We start from the raw sequence: 18295 nt of genomic DNA on the forward strand, positions 1-18295 counted from the left end.
CATGAAGAAACAGCCTTTTTTAAAGTACTTCGCATTAACCGCCTTCGCAGGTCTGACTTTTCAGGCCAATGCCCAGACCCAACCTTTGTCGCAACAAATGGCGGCAACCGTTATGGAAATTTGGAAAGATTCATTGAACCTCGACCCCGCCAATCCTAAACCCGTAAAATGGGCTTATGATCAAGGCGTGATTTTAGAAGGCATAGACGGGATTTGGAAAAGGACTGCCAACAACGAATATTTCAAGTACATGCAAAAAAGCATGGATTTCTTTGTAACCAAGGATGGTAACATCAACCGCTACAAACAAGCCGATTACAACATCGATAACGTCAAAAATGGCCGTTCGCTGCTTACCCTGTACAAAGTAACCGGACAAAGCAAATACTTCAAGGCCGCCACTTTGCTGTGGGATCAGCTGCAACAGCAGCCACGTACCAAAGAAGGGGGCTTTTGGCATAAAAAAATCTATCCTAACCAAATGTGGCTCGATGGCCTGTACATGGGCGAGCCGTTTTATGCCGAGTATGCCGCTTTAATTGGCAACCAAAAAGCCTTCGACGACATTGCCAACCAGTTTATCTGGATGGAAAAAAATGCCAGAGACACTAAAACCGGTTTGTTGTACCATGGCTGGGACGAATCGAAAAGCGAGCAGTGGGCCAATAAAACCACAGGCAAATCGCCAAATTTTTGGGGCCGGGCCATGGGCTGGTACGGTATGGCGCTGGTAGATGTATTGGATTATTTTCCGCAAGATAATCCTAAACGCAAAGAACTGTTGGCCATTTTGTCCCGTTATGCAACAGCAGTGCAAAAAACACAAGATCCGAAATCGGGCTTATGGTACGATATTTTAGACCAGCCCCAAGGCAAGGGCAATTATCCTGAAGCTTCGGCATCGAGCATGTTTGTTTATACCTTGGCCAAGGCCGTACGTAACGGCTATTTGCCTTCCAGCTACTTTGCCGTGGCCGATAAAGGCTACAAAGGCATCCAAAAAGAATTTGTTGAACAGGCTGGGGCCGGAAAAATCAATCTTAAAGGTACGGTAAGCGTATCGGGTTTGGGTGGCAAGCCTTACCGCGATGGCAGCTATGCCTACTACCTGAGCGAAAAAGTAATCACCAACGACCCGAAAGGCGTGGGCGCTTTTTTGTTGGCCGCAAACGAAATGGAAATGGCTGCAGCGCCAAAACTGGTATCGGGTAAAACCGTATTGCTAGATTCTTATTTCAACAGCGAAACCCGTACCGATCAAAGCAATAATGTGGTTTCTTGGCATTACAAATGGGATGAGCAGGCTAACGGCGGCTTTTCGTTCTGGGCCACCCAGTTCAACTTGGCTGGTTTTAAAACCAAGACACTGTATCAGGCACCAACTTTGGCCAATTTAAAAGAAGCTTCAGTTTACATCATCGTTGACCCTGATTTTGAGAAAGAAAACCCTAAGCCCAACTTCATTGATGCAGCGGCCATCAACAACATTACAGAATGGGTGAAAGCTGGTGGTGTGCTGGTATTGATGGGTAATGATGCACCTAATGTGGAACTCACCCATTTTAACGAATTGGCGGGCAAATTTGGCGTTCATTTCAATGGCGATACCAAAGGCACGGTTCCGGTAGCTAGCAATTTCGAAACGGCAAAAGTTACCGTTCCGGCTGGCAATGAAGTCTTTAAAAAATCGAGCAACCTTTTTATCAAGGAGTACAGCAGCCTGAAACTAAGTTCGCCAGCACAGTCTATCTTAAAAGACAAAGATGCCGACGATGTGATGTCGGTAACCAAATACGGTAAAGGCGTGGTTTATGTGATTGGCGATCCTTGGTTGTACAACGAATATGTAGATGGCAGAAAATTGCCGGCTAGCTATGATAATTTAAAAGCAGGTGCCGAATTGGTCAACTGGTTGGCCAAACAGGTTAATGCAATCAAAAAATAATGAAAATACTGAACCAAATATTTTTTACGCTGGTTTGCCTATCCCTATCGGCTTGTGCAGTGGCACAAAATACCAATGTAGCACCTGCGCAAACTGATGCAACGGCCGAAAAAATGCTAATTTACCAACTGAGTAATGGTGGCTGGCCGAAACAACTGGAAGATAAGAGCGTGGTGAAATACGAAACGCCGATAGACGATGCATTAATGGCCAAAATCAAAGCCACTACTTACCTCCATGCCACCATTGATAACAAGGCTACCAGCAGGGAAATCAATTATTTGGTAAAAGCATATCAATCAACGCGTAACCAAGCTTACCTGAAGGCGGTTGAGAAGGGTTTGGATTATCTTTTAAAAGCCCAATATGCCAATGGAGGCTGGCCCCAATATTATCCCGACAAAAGCCTTTATCGCGCAGAAATCACTTACAATGACGATGCCATGGCCAATGTGCTGAACATCATGTTGAATATAGCCACGCAAAGCGATGATTTTGATGTAGTTGATAAAGCTTATGTGGCCAAAGCGCAAGAAGCCGTAGCAAAAGGGGTGGATTGTATGTTGAAAACCCAGGTACTCCAAAAAGGAAAACCAGGCATTTGGGCGGCGCAGTACGATCAAAACAGCCTAAAGCCAGCCAAGGCCAGAAATTTTGAACCAGCTTCGCTCAGCACCTCCGAGTCGGTGGGCATTGTTCGCTTTTTGATGCGCTTAAAAAACCCTTCACCGGCAGTAAAATCCGCTATTCAAAATGCGGTGGCTTGGTTCGAGGCCAATCAGATTAAAGGCTATCGCTTTGATAAATTGCCTGACGGAAAGGATAAAGGCCTGATTGCCGGCCAAAATTCGGTAATCTGGGCCCGCTTTTACGATTTCGACACCAATCAGCCCATTTTCGGCGATCGTGACAACTCGGTCAAAACCAATGTGGCCGATATCAGCTTCGAACGCAGAAATGGTTATGGCTGGTACGGTACCTGGCCTGCTAATCTGGTTTATAAAGAATATCCCAAATGGCAAAAGGCTAATCCTTAGCTCATTTGTTTATTGACAGTTGCCACCTGTCAACTGCAAACTAAAGGCCCTAGACAATAGCAATGAAAACTTTAGGTAGGATTATATTATTTTTTGGTTTACAGTTTGTTGTGGTTTCTTGCTATTCCCAAAAGCAGTTCAATGTACTCGATTGGAAAACCGATGTCAGCCTCAATACCTATTTGGTGCAGCAAATGGATTTGCAATACCAAGACAGGCAGTTCAAGTTGACGAATGCGCTCCAAACCCGGGCTGGTATACAGGCGTATATCCAATCGGTTAAACGCAAATTCAAGGACCTAGTTGTCCAGTTGCCACCGAAGGCAGCTTTGCAAGCCCAAATCAATGGAACCATTAAGCAAAACGGTTATCGTATCGAGAAAATAGTTTACCAAAGTTTCGAAAACCATCACGTTACAAGCAATCTCTATGTGCCCGACGGCCAAGGCAAGTTTCCAGCAGTTTTGCTTTTTTGTGGACACGAAGATGCAGCCAAGGCCACAGAATCCTATCAAAAAACTGCCATTCTATTAGCTAAAAACGGTTTTGTGGTGTTTGTTGTCGATCCTATTTCGCAAAGCGAGCGCGTGCAACTCGTTGACGAACAAGGGAAGGCACTTACCCGAGGCTCCACTACCGAACATACCTTGCTTAACCTTTCGAGCAACCTGGTGGGCAGTTCGGTGGCAGCCTACGAACTCTTTGACAATGTGCGGGCTATGGATTATTTGTGTGGCAGGCCAGAAGTAGACGTGAACAGGATAGGTTGTGCCGGGAACAGTGGCGGAGGCATGCAAACCATTTATTTTGCCGCTTTTGACGAGCGGGTAAAAGTGGTTGTGCCTTGCAGCTATTTGGCCAGCAGGGCGCATACTTTCGAAACTACGGGCGCGGCCGATGGTTGTGCGCAAATCCCAGGCGAAGGTCAAAATAACCTTGAAATGGCCGATTATCTCCTTGCCGCTGCACCAAAGCCTACACTCATATTGGCTGGACGTTATGATTTTATCGATTATCGGGGCATGTTGCAATCATTCGCCGATCTCGAAAAGGTTTACCAGCGTCTTGGGGCCTCTTCAAAACTTTCGCTTTTTACTTTCGACGATGGGCACGGCATTTCCAAACCCAAGCGCGAACGGGCGGTGCAATGGTTTCGCCAATGGTTTTACCACGATTCCAAGCCTGTTAAAGAAGAGGATTGGCCAACTTTGAGCGAGCAGGAACTGTGGGCAACAGCCAAAGGCAAAGTGAGCTTGGATTATCCTAACGAAACCAATATCACCACACAAAACCTGAAGGTATTTAGACAGCAGCAAAAATCGAGGGCAGTTTTTGCCCAATTGCCCTTGACCGAAAAAAAGAAGAAAATCAGTAAACTATTAGGCATCAAACAAGTAATCGAACCTTTTGCGCTAGAACAAAAAGGCAAGGTAACAGCAGGTAGTTTGGAATTCGAAAAAATAATCTTGCGACAAGCAAATCAGGTACCCCTGCCTTTGTTGGTCCATTATCCGAAACAAAAAGCCAAAAAAGTGGTCATTTGGCTTAGCGACAAGGGAAAAAATAAACTAGCAGATAGCATTTCGAAGCTTCAAGCCCATGTTGCGACTGATGTAGCCCTGATTTTAGCTGATGTACGCGGCGTTGGCGAAACTGCCGACAAAGCCGAGCTGAACGACCCTAAATACTTTAACCGCGAATACCGCAACGCCCTGTTGGCATTGCACGTGGGGCAACCCTTAATTGGTCAGCGTACCACAGACCTGCTCAATCTCGTTGCTATGATTGAAAGAGATGCCAACCTGCAGGGTGCAAACATCGAAATCAATGCTGTTGGGCAGTTGGCCCCAGTGGCTTTGCACGCGGCCTTGCTGGCGCCTCAAATTACGAAACTTAACCTTTATCAAAGTTCGCCAACTTATGAGCAGTTCTTGCACGAACCTTTGGCCAAAGACCGCTATGGCCTGGTTATCCCCAAGGTATTAAGCTATTACGACCTGCCTCAGCTTGTGCAATGGATAGGTCCAGAAAAAGTGCAGGTTCATCTTTAAAATACTGGACTTTTACGGCAAGGTTCTCGGGAACGATTGCGCAAATATTTGCGCCAAAAACCCGTTTTTCCTAGCAATAATTATGTAGAATTGCTTTAACCAAATGCCATAAAGACCGAATGAATCTTTGTTGGCGAACATAAAATTGAACAGCATACTCTAAAAATGATTTTATCTCGAGAAAATCTGAACGCCCTGTCGGCTTCGAAACTTACTTTGCCCACTACGCAAATTTTTGAGCTCCCAGAAAAGGTGCTTCAATTTGGTACAGGTGTATTGTTGCGTGGCCTGCCAGATTATTTTATAGATAAAGCAAATCGTCAAGGCATATTTAACGGACGAGTGGCCGTGGTTAAATCAACTTCGGGCGCAACGACCGAATTCGACCAGCAGGATTCCTTGTACACGCTTTGTGTACGTGGTTTAGAAAACGGCATGCCCGTCACAGAAAACATCGTTTCTTCGGCCATTAGCAGGGTTATTTCGGCAACAGAAGATTGGCTATCCGTTTTAGACATTGCGCAATCGGCAGCGTTAAAAATCATCGTTTCCAATACCACCGAAGTAGGCATACAGCTCGTTAATGAAAGCATTGCCCAGCAACCCCCGGTTTCTTTTCCAGCCAAGGTGTTGGCCGTTCTGTACGAACGATTTAAAGCTTTTGGCGGAGCTAAAGACAGCGGTTTGGTCATCATCGCCACCGAACTCATTCCCGATAATGGGGCCAAACTCAAACAAATTGTGCTTGAATTAACCAATTTTAATGCCTTAGGCAACGATTTTATCAATTGGTTGCACGCCGAAAATACTTTCTGCAATTCATTGGTCGACCGTATTGTGCCGGGCAAACCCGATGCTGCAACCCTGGCCAACCTACAGGCCGAGCTAGGCTATACCGATCATTTGCTATCGATGGCCGAACCCTATCGCCTATGGGCCATAGAAGGCGACGAAAAAGTGGCCAAAACCCTTGCATTTGCCGAGGCAGATGCTGGATTGATTATAGCCAACGATATCGAAATCTATCGCGAACTTAAAGTTCGCCTGCTCAACGGTACCCATACATTAAGCTCCGGCATCGCATTTTTGGCAGGTATCGATACGGTAAAGCATGCCATGGACAACGAATTGCTCAGCAGTTATATCGAAGAAGTGATGGCCGCCGAAATTGGTCCGGCCATTCCGTATACGGTAAGCGAAGCAGCCACTTCGGCCTTTGCCAGCAGCGTAAAAGACCGTTTTGCCAATCCGGCTATCAGGCATTTATGGCTTAACATTACCTTTCAGTATAGCATGAAGATGAAAATCCGCATTTTGCCGCTCTTGCTCAACTATTATCAGTTGTTTAACAGGGTACCGGCATACATGGCGCTGGGTTTTGCGGCTTATTTGCGCTTTATGCAAGTTGATAAGCAAGAGAACGGACAGTTTTATGGCTTGTTCGATAACACGTCGTACCTCATTACCGACGATAATGCAGCTTATTTTGCCGAACAATCGAAAAAAGAGCCCCATGCTTATGTAAAAGACGTGTTGAGTGACACCCATTTTTGGGGAACGTCATTGTCTGATTTGCCGGGTTTTGTAGAAGCGGTAGGCCTCAAATATGAATTGATTGCCCAAGAAGGCATTGATGTAGCCCTGGCCGAATTGACCCCATTGAAACTAAACTCATTTTAGCATGAAACAGCTGGTTTTAAAAATCCACCCCAAAGATAATGTGCTCGTAGCTTTAAGCGATTTAAAAGCCGGTCAAACCGTGAACTACCAAGGCGAAGCTTACGAGCTCCAAAATGATGTTCCGGCTAAGCATAAGTTTTATACCCACAATATGGCTGCCGGCGACGAAGTGCTGATGTACGGTACCCTGGTAGGCAAAATCCAGTACCCCTTAAAAGCCGGTACCTTGATGACTACCGATAACCTGAAACATGCGGCTGCCCCTTACCAGTACCGTCCTTACCATTACCAATGGCAGGCACCCGATGTAAGCAAGTTTAAAGATCGCACTTTTATGGGCTACCACCGTGCCGATGGCAAGGTAGGAACGGCCAATTATTGGTTGTTCATTCCAACGGTATTTTGCGAAAACCGTAACCTGGATGTTATTCGCGAGGCCCTGCACAACGAATTGGGCTATGCGGTAACCGCCAAATACAAAAGTTATGCCCATCATTTGGTGCAAGCTTACCAAAACGGACAAGATATTGCTTCGTTGCAGACGCCATTAAGTTTGGAGAGTGCCCAGCATCATCGGTTGTTCAAAAATATTGATGGTATTAAATTTTTAAACCATCAAGGTGGCTGTGGGGGCATTAGGCAAGATGCGGCCGTATTGAGCAAATTGTTGGCCGCCTATGCCGATCATCCCAACGTGGCTGGTGTAACCGTGCTGAGCCTGGGTTGTCAGAACCTGCAGTTGGCCGATTTCATGGCCGATTTAAAAGCAAGAAACCCCAATTTCGATAAACCCTTATACATTTTTGAGCAACAGCAATCGCAAAGCGAAGAAAACATGATTGCCGAAGCCATTAAGCAGACTTTTGTAGGGCTGATTGAAGCCAACAAGATAGAACGTGCGCCAGCGCCTTTAAGCCAACTCAATGTTGGCGTTAAATGTGGGGGCAGCGATGGCTTTAGCGGTATTTCGGCCAATCCAGCTGTAGGCTACTGTGCTGATCTGCTGGTGGCCTTGGGCGCAACCGTGTTATTGGCCGAGTTTCCAGAGTTGTGTGGTGCCGAACAAAATATGATCGATCGCACCAAAGACGAAGCAGCCGCCAAAAAATTTATCAGGCTGATGGGCGCCTATAGCCAGGCCGCAGAAAATGCAGGCTCGGGCTTTCACATGAACCCTTCGCCGGGCAATATCAAAGACGGCCTGATTACCGATGCCATCAAAAGCAACGGCGCAGCCAAAAAAGGAGGCACCTCGCCAATCGAAGACGTACTCGACTACACCGAACCGGCTACAAAGCCTGGCCTCAACCTGGTTTGCACGCCCGGAAACGATGTTGAAGCTACTACCGGCAAGGCAGCATCAGGGGCAACCCTCATTTTGTTTACTACAGGATTGGGCACCCCAACCGGCAACCCGGTTTGCCCGGTCATTAAAGTGGCTACCAATAATGGCCTTACTAAACGCATGGGCGATATCATCGATATCAATACCGGTCCGGTTATAGAAGGTGAAAAGACCATTGAACAAATGGGCGAAGCTATTTTAGAGTACTGCATTAAAGCGGCCAGTGGAGAAATAACCCCCAAAGCCGTTTTGCTTAACCAAGATGATTTTATACCTTGGAAAAGAGGGGTATCTTTATAACAGAATTTAATAAATATTTACTGATGAAAATTATACAAGCTGTACATTCAGACGATTTCAAAACCTATCAGACCGACAAGATCAGAGAACGTTTTTTGCTGGATGGATTGAAAGAAAGAGATCAAGCGAATTTTGTGTATTCGCATTACGATAGGATGGTTACTGGCTTGATTACGCCAGAAAAGCAGACCGTAGCCTTAGGCAACTATGAAATCCTGCGCGCCGAGTTCTTTTTAGAAAGACGCGAAATGGGTATCATTAACGTAGGTGGCGAAGGAAGCATTACCGCCGATGGTGAAACCTACACCATGGCTAAGCTCGATGGTTTGTACCTGGGCAAAGGCGTAAAAGAGGTAAGCTTTGCCAGCAAAGATGCCAGCCATCCAGCCGTGTTCTACATTTTGTCGGCACCGGCACACGCGGTTTACCCAACTACCTATGTACAGAACAAAGAAGTATTCTCTGCAAAACTTGGAGCCGTAGAAACCGCAAACGAGCGCACCATCATGCGCTATATCCACAAAGATGGCATCCAAAGCTGCCAGTTGGTGATGGGGCTGACTATCCTTTCAACCGGAAGCATCTGGAATACCATTCCGCCACATACGCACGATCGAAGGATGGAAGTGTATTTCTATTTTGACGTCGACGACGACCATCGTGTTTTCCACTACATGGGCGAACCTCAGGAAACCCGTCACATCATTGTGGCTAACCACGAAGCCGTATTGTCGCCAACATGGAGCATCCATGCAGGCAGCGGTACGAAGAACTATAGTTTTATTTGGGGCATGGCCGGCGAGAACCTCGACTATGCAGATATGGACACCATTGCAGTAAAAGACATTAAATAATGGAACAATCATTTTCTTTAAAAGATAAAGTAATCATCGTAACCGGGGGAACCGGTATTTTGGGCAATTCATTTGTTAACGCCATTGTAGAAGCAGGTGGCACGGTTGGCATTTTGGGCCGAAACGAAGCTGTGGCCAACGAAAGAGCCGATGCCATTAATAAAAATGGAGGTAAAGCCATTGCCCTGATTGCCGATGCCATGGACGAAGCCCAGCTGATTGCGGCCAGGGAAAAAGTTTTGGCAGCTTTCGGAAAAATAGACGGTTTGGTTAACGCGGCTGGTGGCAATATGCCCGATGGCGTGCTGCAACCCGAAGAAAGCGTTTTCGAAATGAAAATGGACGGCATGAAAAAAGTGCTCGACCTTAACCTTTGGGGTACTTTAATTCCAACGCAGGTATTTGGCCAAGCCATTGCCGCAACCGGAAAAGGCAGTATCGTCAACATCTCGTCAATGAACTCTAAAAAAGCCGTAACCAAAGTATTGGGCTATAACATGGGTAAGGCAGCGGTTGATTGCTACACCCAATGGTTTGCCGTTGAACTAGCCAACCGTTATGGCGACAAGATCAGGATGAATGCATTGGCGCCAGGTTTTTTCCTTACCGAGCAAAACCGCAACCTGTTAACCACACCTGATGGCTATACTGCACGTGGCGAATCGGTAATCAAACAAACACCGTTCAAACGATTTGGCGATCCAGACGAGCTGAAGGGCGCGTTGGTTTGGCTGTTGAGCGATGCTTCGCAGTTTGTAACCGGAGCCATGATCTGCGTTGACGGAGGCTTCTCGATTTTCAGTGGCGTTTAGCGTTAACGTCATTGTGGCTAACCAAAAACTGTAAACCTCCGACCTCCCGTTTTTCGGATAACGAACTATAAATAAAACAGCGTGAAAAACTTTTTAGACGATAATTTCTTATTGCAAAGCCAAACGGCGCAAATGCTTTACCACGAATTTGCAAAGCAGCTGCCGATCATTGATTATCACAACCATTTAATGCCCGATCAGATCGCTGCCGATCAGAACTTTGAAAACATTACTCAGGTTTGGCTTTATGGCGATCACTATAAATGGCGGGCCATGCGTGCCAATGGTATCGACGAATATTACATCACCGGCGGTGCTTCGGATTTCGAAAAATTTGAAAAATGGGCCGAAACGGTTCCTTATACGTTGAGAAATCCCCTGTACCACTGGACACACCTCGAGTTGCAACGCTATTTTGGCATCCATGAAACGCTATCGGCTGCCAATGCCCAAAAAATATACGACGCGTGCAATGCCAAATTGCAAACCAAGGAATACAGTGTGCAAGGCTTGTTGCGCATGATGAACGTTCAAACGCTTTGTACCACCGACGATCCGCTAGACACGCTGGAATATCACCAACAGCTCAAGAACAGCAGTTGCGAGATCAAGGTATTGCCTGCATTTAGGCCAGATAAAGCCATGAATGCCGACGATGTGGATACCCTGAATGCCTATATCGATAAATTAGCCGACATTAGCGGAACAGAGATTGCCAATTACGAAGGCTATTTGGCCGCCCTAAAAGCGCGACACGATTATTTTGCCAGCAACGGTGCATCGGTTTCAGATCACGGCCTGGAGCAGATTTATGCCGAAGACTATACGGAAGCCGAAGTAAGGGCCATTTTTGCCAAAATCAGAAGCAAACAAAGCCTGAGCAGGGAAGAAAACCTGAAGTTCAAATCGGCCATGCTGTTCAATTTCGCCTTATGGGATCACGAAAAAGGCTGGGTACAGCAATACCATTTGGGTGCCTTGCGCAATAACAATAATCGCCTGCTCACTTCTTTGGGCCCAGATACTGGTTTCGATTCGATTGGCGATTTTGTTCAGGGCAAACAATTGGCTAAATTTCTCAATAAACTTGATTCGGGCAATACCTTGGCTAAAACCATTTTGTATAACCTCAATCCAGCCGATAATGAACTGATGGCTACCATGATTGGAAATTATAATGACGGTACGGTGGCAGGTAAAGTGCAATGGGGCTCGGCTTGGTGGTTTTTAGATCAAAAAGATGGAATGATCAAACAGCTGAACGCTTTGTCTAACATGGGTTTGCTCAGTCGTTTTGTAGGGATGTTAACTGATTCGAGAAGCTTCCTGTCGTTTCCCCGCCACGAATACTTTAGGCGCATCCTTTGCGATTTGTTTGGTACAGATGTAGAAAACGGCGAATTGCCAAACGATAAAGCCTGGTTGGGAGAGGTAATCCAGGCCATTTGCTACCATAACGCCAAAACTTATTTTAATTTCTAATATGGGCAAGGTACTGAGCTTCGGAGAATTGTTGTTGCGCATCTGTCCAGATGGAGACGGCGAATGGCTAAAAGAAAACAAGTTGCCCTTTTATGTAGGCGGCGCCGAGCTTAATGTGGCTACGGCATTGGCCTTGTGGGAGGTGCCATCGGCTTATTTCACGGCCTTGCCTGCAAATTTCATGTCAGAACAGCTGATCGGTTATATGCAGGGGTGCAACATCGATACCTCGCGCATTTATGAGGGTGGCGATAGGATAGGATTATATTACCTGCCCAAAGGCAAAGACCTCAAAAATGCAGGGGTAATTTACGATAGGGCCAATTCGGCCTTTGCCATGCTCCAAACCTGCACAATCAATTGGGATGAAGTGCTCGAAGGCATCAGCTGGTTTCATTTCAGTGCCATTTGTCCGGCCTTGAGCCAAGCGGCAGCCGATGTTTGTCTCGAAGCCGTTAAGGCCGCCAGCAAACGTAACATCAAAATCTCTGTCGACCTGAATTATCGTGCCAAGCTTTGGCAATATGGCAAACAGCCGGCCGAAGTGATGCCTCAACTGGCCCCATACGCCGATTTGATTATGGGCAATATCTGGGCGGCCCATAAAATGCTCGATATTAGCCTGCCCAACGGCATAGAAGAAGCCCACAAGGAAGCTTTGCTGGCGCAAGCTCAAAAAACTTCAGCAGAAATTATTCAACAATACCCCAAATGCCAAACGGTAGCCAATACTTTCCGTTTCGATTACCTTAAAGGCATTCAATATTATACCACCTTGTACGCTAATGCTCAGCTGTACGTTTCAAAAGAATACAAATCGGCCGAAATATTAGACAAGGTAGGCAGTGGCGATTGCTACATGGCGGGTCTGATTTATGGTTTCTACAACCAAAACGAGCCACAGCATATCGTTGATTTTGCCACGGCCGCGGCCTTTAACAAGCTGTTTATCCTGAGCGATTGCACAACAGCTAATGTAGCTGCCATCGAACGAACATTAACCCAACATCAATTCCAATAACGATGAAAAACAAAGAAACCGCTATACAGGCCATTAAAACCCAGGGATTGTTGCCGCTTTTTTATGATCAAGATGCCCAACTAAGCTTAGACATTATCCGTACCCTTTACCGTGCAGGTGTAAGGGTTTTCGAATATACCAACAGGGGCGATGCGGCTCTGGAGAACTTTAAGTTCATTAAACAGACGCTTCAAACCGAAATGCAGGATTTGTTTCTGGGTATCGGAACCATTAAAAATGTAGAAGAGGCGAAAGCTTTCTTGGCAATTGATGCCGATTTTGTGGTTTGCCCCGTAGTGGATTTGGAAGTAGGCCGATTGGTTCACGAAGCCAGCAAGCTATGGATCCCAGGCTGCATGAGTCCAACCGAAATCAATTTGGCCCACCAAAACCAGGCGGGAATTATCAAGTTGTTTCCGGCCAATATTTTAGGGCCAAGCTACTTATCTTCCATCAAAGAGCTATTTCAAGGCCAGTTATTTGTGCCAACAGGCGGGGTAGAAATTGAAGAAAGCAATATCGATAGCTGGTTCAAGGCAGGCGTTTGTGCCGTAGGCATGGGCAGCAAGCTGATAAGCAAGCAGATTTTAGAAAATAAAGATTATGATACCTTGTTTTCACTGACCACGAAAACCTTGGCCATCGTAAATAAAGTAAAACCATGAATGTGTAGTCTTCGTTGGTGTTCTTCACCAACGAATTGATATAAAACTAAATTTTAAACGTATAATACACCATCAACCAACATAAACCAAATCAAATGAACCAAGTTAAAATCGGCAATTACAGGTGGACTATTTGCGCACTGTTGTTCTTTGCTACCACCGTAAACTACCTCGATAGGCAGGTATTGAGTTTATTAAAGCCTACCCTCGAAGAACAGTTCGGGTGGTCAAACAGCGATTACGCAGATATTGCTGCGGTTTTCCAGTTTACTTATGCCATTGCCATGTTGTTTGCCGGCCGGTTTGTAGATAAACTGGGCACCAAATGGGGCTACGGCATCGCCATTATCGTATGGTCTATCGGTGCTATTATCCACGCTTATGCCATTACCATTGGCGGCAGCTTGTCGTCGTTGCTCACCACTTTGGGTTTAACCGCCATTCCGGTTTCTATTTTGGGTTTTATGTTTTCGAGGGCGGTTTTGGCCATTGGCGAGGCAGGAAACTTTCCGGCAGCCATTAAAGCTACAGCCGAGTACCACCCTAAGAAAGAGCGCTCGTTGGCAACGGGTATTTTTAACTCTGGGGCAAATGTGGGTGCTATTTTGGCACCAATTTCGGTTCCTTGGATTGCTTCGCACTGGGGTTGGGAAACCGCTTTCGAAATTATTGGAGCCATTGGTTTCTTATGGCTGTTCTTCTGGCTTGTTTTTTATGAAAGTCCAGAAAAGCAAAAGAGACTAGGCGCTGCCGAACTAACTTATATCAATAGCGATGAAGAACAAACGGTTGCCGGCAAACAAGAAAAAGTGGCTTGGTTAAAACTGTTAGGCTACAAACAAACCTGGTCGTTTGTTATTGGTAAATTCATGACTGATGGTGTGTGGTGGTTTTTCCTGTTTTGGTTGCCTGGTTATTTAAAAGATCAATATGGAATGAAAGGTCCGGATATTACCATTCCCTTGGCCGTACTTTATAGTATGACCATGGTGGGCAGTATCGGCGGGGGCTGGTTTCCAAAACACTTCATTAATAAAGGTTACTCACCGTATGATGGCCGGATGAAAGCCATGCTGATGATTGCGGTTTTCCCGTTGGTCGTGTTATTGGCACAGCCATTTGGTCATTATTCTTATTGGGTGCCGGTAGTACTGATTGGTGTTGGCGCTTCAGCACACCAGGCATGGTCGGCCAATATATTTACCACAGTTTCAGACATGTTTCCTAAAAGAGCGATAGGTTCGGTGGTGGGCATTGGTGGCATGGCTGGCGGTTTGGGTGGTGTGCTCATCACTAAAATTGGCGGCTGGATTTTTGATAGCTATGCCCATAAGGGAATAGGCGAATCTTTTGCCAAATTTAAGGAGCTGGGCAATGCCGATTTCATTAACCAGATCAGCTCGCTTCAATTGTTGAGCAAATATGGCGATAAAGTAAACTTGGCCACCATGGAACTCAGCAAGTTGCCTACAGAAGTAGCAGCTAAAGTAAAAGCAATTAACCCCGCTTTGTTTGACCAGTTACTGGCGGTTCAAAAGCCTTTGGTACAATCGAACATGACGGTGGGTTACACCATTATGTTTGCCTATTGTGCCGTAGCTTATTTGCTGGCCTGGTTTATCATGAAATCACTAGTTCCTAAATATAAAGTAATCAACGACCTATAAGCCATGAGTTTTCAAGAACAACTAGACCATCTTTTCCCAACGGAAGAGCAGATACCTGGTGCTTTTAAGTTAGAAGCCGAGGTGAACCAGCGAGAGTACCTTTCCAATGGCCAAATGTTGCCATGGAATGGCGAAGTACACACCGTGCTCTCGCCGGTATGCGTAAAAACAGCCCATGGTTTGCAACGAAAAATTATCGGAACCTATCCGCTTTGCGACGAGGCAGAAGCTTCGGCAGCTTTAGAGGCAGCGGTTAACGCTTACCACAATGGCCGTGGCGAATGGCCAACCATGGGTGTTGCGCAACGCATCCAGCACGTAGAGAAGTTTACGCACCAGATCATCGAGAAGAAACAAGAAGTCGTCAAGCTGCTCATGTGGGAAATCGGTAAAACCTATGCCGATTCGGTGAAGGAGTTCGACCGTACCATCGAATATATCCACGCTACCATCGATGCCTTGAAAGATCTAGATAGACAATCATCGGGTTTTACCATGGAACAGGGCATTGTAGCGCAGATCCGTCGCTCGCCATTGGGCGTCGTGTTGTGCATGGGGCCGTTCAACTATCCTTTAAACGAAACCTTCACCACCTTGATTCCGGCCCTGATTATGGGCAACACCATTTTGTTTAAACCGCCTAAACACGGTACGCTGTTGTTCTATCCTTTGCTGGAAGCATTCAAAAATTGTTTCCCGCCAGGAGTGGTCAATACTATTTATGGCCGTGGCAACAAAATTATTCCAGGTTTGATGCAATCGGGCAAAATCAATGTGCTTACGCTCATCGGTTCGAGCAAGGTGGCCAACGAGTTAAAGAAAATGCACCCCAAAGTAAATCGTTTGCGTGCAATTTTAGGATTGGATGCCAAAAACGCCGCCATCATTACCGCACAGGCCGACTTAAAGCTGGCCGTACAGGAAACGGTGTTGGGCTCGCTCTCTTTTAACGGACAAAGGTGTACGGCATTGAAAATTATTTTTGTGCACCGGAGCCTGGCCGATCAGTTTTTGGAAGAACTTGCGGCAGCAGTTGCCAAACTCAAATTCGGTATGCCTTGGCAAGAAGGCGTGTCGCTTACGCCATTGCCAGAACCGCACAAGCCAGCCTATTTAAAAGAATGTTTAGACGATGCCCTTGCCAAAGGAGCCAAAATCGTTAACGAAAATGGGGGAGTCACCAACGAATCGTTCGTTTATCCAGCTATAGTTTATCCGGTTACCGCCGAAATGAAATTATATACCGAAGAACAGTTTGGTCCGGTAGTGCCGGTAGTGCCTTTTGATGATTTGGAAGAAACCATCCAATACCTTATCGAATCGACCCACGGCCAGCAGGTGAGCATTTTTAGCAATAACGACCAGGAGGTGGCCGCGCTGATCGATCCCCTGGTTAATCAGGTAAGCCGGGTCAATATCAACTGCCAATGCCAACGCGGTCCGGATGTGTTCCCTTTTACAGGAAGAAAGGACAGCGCCGAAGGAACTTTGTCGGTTGTTGACGCTTTACGCTCTTTTTCTATCCGTTCTTTGGTGGCCACCAAGCTTAACGACAACAACAAACACCTGCTCAACGAAATTATTGACAGCAACAGTTCAAATTTTTTAAGCACCAAATACCTTTTCTAATGCGTCAAACAAGGTTTTTTAGTCGATGTAAGTTTTTTTTATGTCACATTTATACGATAAATAAAAAAAGTATGTTTAAACTTTCTTTTTAAAGTAAATGTAGTTATATTTGGGCTTACCCTTTCGGGGGTATGTTTTTCATAGGTAGATGTAGGGTCAGAAATTTATTTCTGGCCCTTTTTTGTTTTTAAGCTTTGTATCTTTGGTACATATGAGCCAAAAGAAAAAAATCGTTGTTGCCATAACCGGAGCCAGTGGTGCCATTTATGCTAAATTGTTGTTGGATAACCTGCTGAAGCTTTCCGGTCAGATCGAAAAAGTAGGCGTAGTGATGTCTGACAACGCTAAGGAAGTTTGGCGATTCGAGCTGGGCAATTCGGGATACGACAACTATCCTTTTACCTTTTATCCCAAAATGGATTTCAATGCGCCTTTTGCTTCGGGTTCTGCCAAATTCGATACCATGATTATTGCGCCTTGCTCTATGGGTACCTTGGGCCGTATTGCCCATGGCATTTCGAACGACCTGATTTCGCGCGCAGCCGACGTGATTTTGAAGGAAAGAAGAAAGCTGATTGCTGTTGTTCGCGATACGCCTTTTAGCCTCATCCACATCAACAACCTGAAAGCCGTAACCGAAGCCGGTGGAATCATCTGTCCCGCCAATCCGTCATTTTACAGTCTGCCCAAAACCATCGAAGAACTGGCCCAAACCGTCATTGATAGGGTAATCGATCTGGCCGGTTTGGAACAGCCAAGCTACCGATGGAATGACTTGCCCTAGGTACCTGTCAAGTTTTTAAAACATCACATCAACCAGCCAATTTAACCAGCATGAAAACCAAATTATTGTTGCTCTTCACTTTTTATTGCAGTTTTTTGACCGCCGGCCAGGCATTTGCCCAAAAAGATTATGTAATCTTGGTAAATGGCGATACTGTAAGAGGGAAAATGACCAAATCGCTTTTCGGTGCGCTCAAATTCAAGGCGAGCGGAAAAGCTGAAAACGAAAAGTTGGAGACAAACAGGTTCAAGGAATATTTCAATTCAAAAGACAGCAGCTATTTTGTAGCATTAACACTCAACAAACAGCGGAAACCTGAATTTCTTGAAAGATTAGAGAACGGAAAAATCAAACTTTATAAATCAGTAATGAACTATCCAGGAACCGTGGGTGCCAGGGGCGTAATGACTGGGGGCGGGAGTACAGAGACGTGGTATGCCAGCAAAGATGATGGCGAATTGTTGGAAATCAAAACCAGCGCCATATTAAGCGGTTCGAGAAACGAAAGAGAAAAGAACTTTGATGCCTTGATGGCGAGCTATCCAGAACTGTTGGAAGACTTTAAAAAGGAAAAAAGCTTCAGCTTTGATACCCTACGTGCCTATATCAAAAAATACAATTACTACTATAAATACATGATTAAGAATTAGCGCTTTCTCCAATCAACTGTTGCGTTAGAATTGGACAGTATTCCTATAATAGACCAATAGACTAAAAAACTAATCAACTAAAAAACTAATCAACTAACAAACCAATCAACTAACAAACTAAAAAACTGTTGAACAATTGTAACCAAGCTGTCAAACGCAGTGGGCTTGGCGTTTAACTCCATCAAAATTGTTATCTTTGCAGAATCAATGAAAAAGGTTGCATTTTATACGCTTGGCTGTAAGCTTAATTTTTCTGAAACATCCAGCATTGGCCGTTTATTTACCGATGCAGGCTATAGCTGTCTCTTATACACATCTAAAAGGGGGGGGGGGGGGGGGGGGGGGGGGGGGGGGGGGGGGGGGGGGGGGGGGG

General features: G+C 45.7%; 14 protein-coding genes. All 14 read left to right on the forward strand.

Annotated features, from left to right (window positions below; genetic code table 11):
* Position 1: 1 nt before the first annotated feature.
* The 14 genes from JHD69_RS07585 (at position 2) to JHD69_RS07650 (ending at position 17922) form a co-directional block, all read left to right on the forward strand.
* Positions 2–1945: a glycoside hydrolase family 88/105 protein gene (locus JHD69_RS07585; RefSeq protein WP_199138952.1), complete on the forward strand. Its 1944-nt coding sequence runs from the start codon at positions 2–4 to the stop codon at positions 1943–1945.
* Positions 1945–2982, forward strand: coding sequence for a pectate lyase (gene pelA / locus JHD69_RS07590; RefSeq protein ID WP_199138954.1), 1038 nt, complete (start codon positions 1945–1947; stop codon positions 2980–2982). The genes JHD69_RS07585 and pelA overlap by 1 nt, the downstream gene beginning before the upstream one ends.
* A 62-nt stretch (positions 2983–3044) precedes the next feature.
* The gene (locus JHD69_RS07595; protein ID WP_199138956.1) at positions 3045–5033 is read left to right on the forward strand and encodes an alpha/beta hydrolase family protein; all 1989 of its coding nucleotides are present in this window, start codon (positions 3045–3047) and stop codon (positions 5031–5033) included.
* Positions 5034–5198: 165 nt separating this feature from the next.
* Positions 5199–6713, forward strand: a complete 1515-nt coding sequence (locus JHD69_RS07600; protein WP_199138958.1) for a tagaturonate reductase — start codon at positions 5199–5201, stop codon at positions 6711–6713.
* Between the two features lies 1 nt (position 6714).
* Entirely contained in the window at positions 6715–8358 is a 1644-nt protein-coding gene (locus tag JHD69_RS07605; protein ID WP_199138960.1) for a UxaA family hydrolase, read from the forward strand.
* Positions 8359–8381: 23 nt separating this feature from the next.
* Positions 8382–9212 carry a 5-dehydro-4-deoxy-D-glucuronate isomerase gene (gene kduI / locus JHD69_RS07610; RefSeq protein ID WP_199138962.1) on the forward strand — a complete coding sequence of 277 codons (831 nt, stop codon included), beginning with the start codon at positions 8382–8384 and terminating at the stop codon, positions 9210–9212.
* A complete protein-coding gene (locus tag JHD69_RS07615) occupies positions 9212–10024 on the forward strand; it encodes an SDR family oxidoreductase (protein ID WP_199138964.1) in 813 nt (270 codons plus the stop codon). Before kduI ends, JHD69_RS07615 begins: the two co-directional genes overlap by 1 nt.
* A gap of 81 nt (positions 10025–10105) precedes the next feature.
* Positions 10106–11506 (forward strand): glucuronate isomerase, encoded by a 1401-nt coding sequence (uxaC, locus tag JHD69_RS07620; protein WP_199138966.1) that lies wholly within the window; start codon positions 10106–10108, stop codon positions 11504–11506.
* Between the two features lies 1 nt (position 11507).
* Complete coding sequence (locus JHD69_RS07625) at positions 11508–12527, forward strand: sugar kinase (RefSeq protein WP_199138968.1); 1020 nt, start codon at positions 11508–11510, stop codon at positions 12525–12527.
* Positions 12528–12529: 2 nt separating this feature from the next.
* Positions 12530–13192, forward strand: coding sequence for a bifunctional 4-hydroxy-2-oxoglutarate aldolase/2-dehydro-3-deoxy-phosphogluconate aldolase (locus JHD69_RS07630; RefSeq protein ID WP_199138970.1), 663 nt, complete (start codon positions 12530–12532; stop codon positions 13190–13192).
* A 95-nt stretch (positions 13193–13287) separates the two neighbouring features.
* Entirely contained in the window at positions 13288–14859 is a 1572-nt protein-coding gene (locus JHD69_RS07635; protein ID WP_199138972.1) for an MFS transporter, read from the forward strand.
* A gap of 3 nt (positions 14860–14862) precedes the next feature.
* Positions 14863–16488 (forward strand): NADP-dependent glyceraldehyde-3-phosphate dehydrogenase, encoded by a 1626-nt coding sequence (locus JHD69_RS07640; protein WP_199138974.1) that lies wholly within the window; start codon positions 14863–14865, stop codon positions 16486–16488.
* Between the two features lie 211 nt (positions 16489–16699).
* A complete protein-coding gene (locus tag JHD69_RS07645; RefSeq protein WP_199138976.1) occupies positions 16700–17272 on the forward strand; it encodes a UbiX family flavin prenyltransferase in 573 nt (190 codons plus the stop codon).
* 50 nt (positions 17273–17322) lie between these two features.
* Positions 17323–17922, forward strand: coding sequence for a hypothetical protein (locus tag JHD69_RS07650; protein ID WP_199138978.1), 600 nt, complete (start codon positions 17323–17325; stop codon positions 17920–17922).
* Positions 17923–18295: the final 373 nt, after the last annotated feature.

Origin of the sequence: Pedobacter sp. ASV12 (assembly GCF_016429155.1) — a bacterium.
GTDB lineage: Bacteria > Bacteroidota > Bacteroidia > Sphingobacteriales > Sphingobacteriaceae > Pedobacter.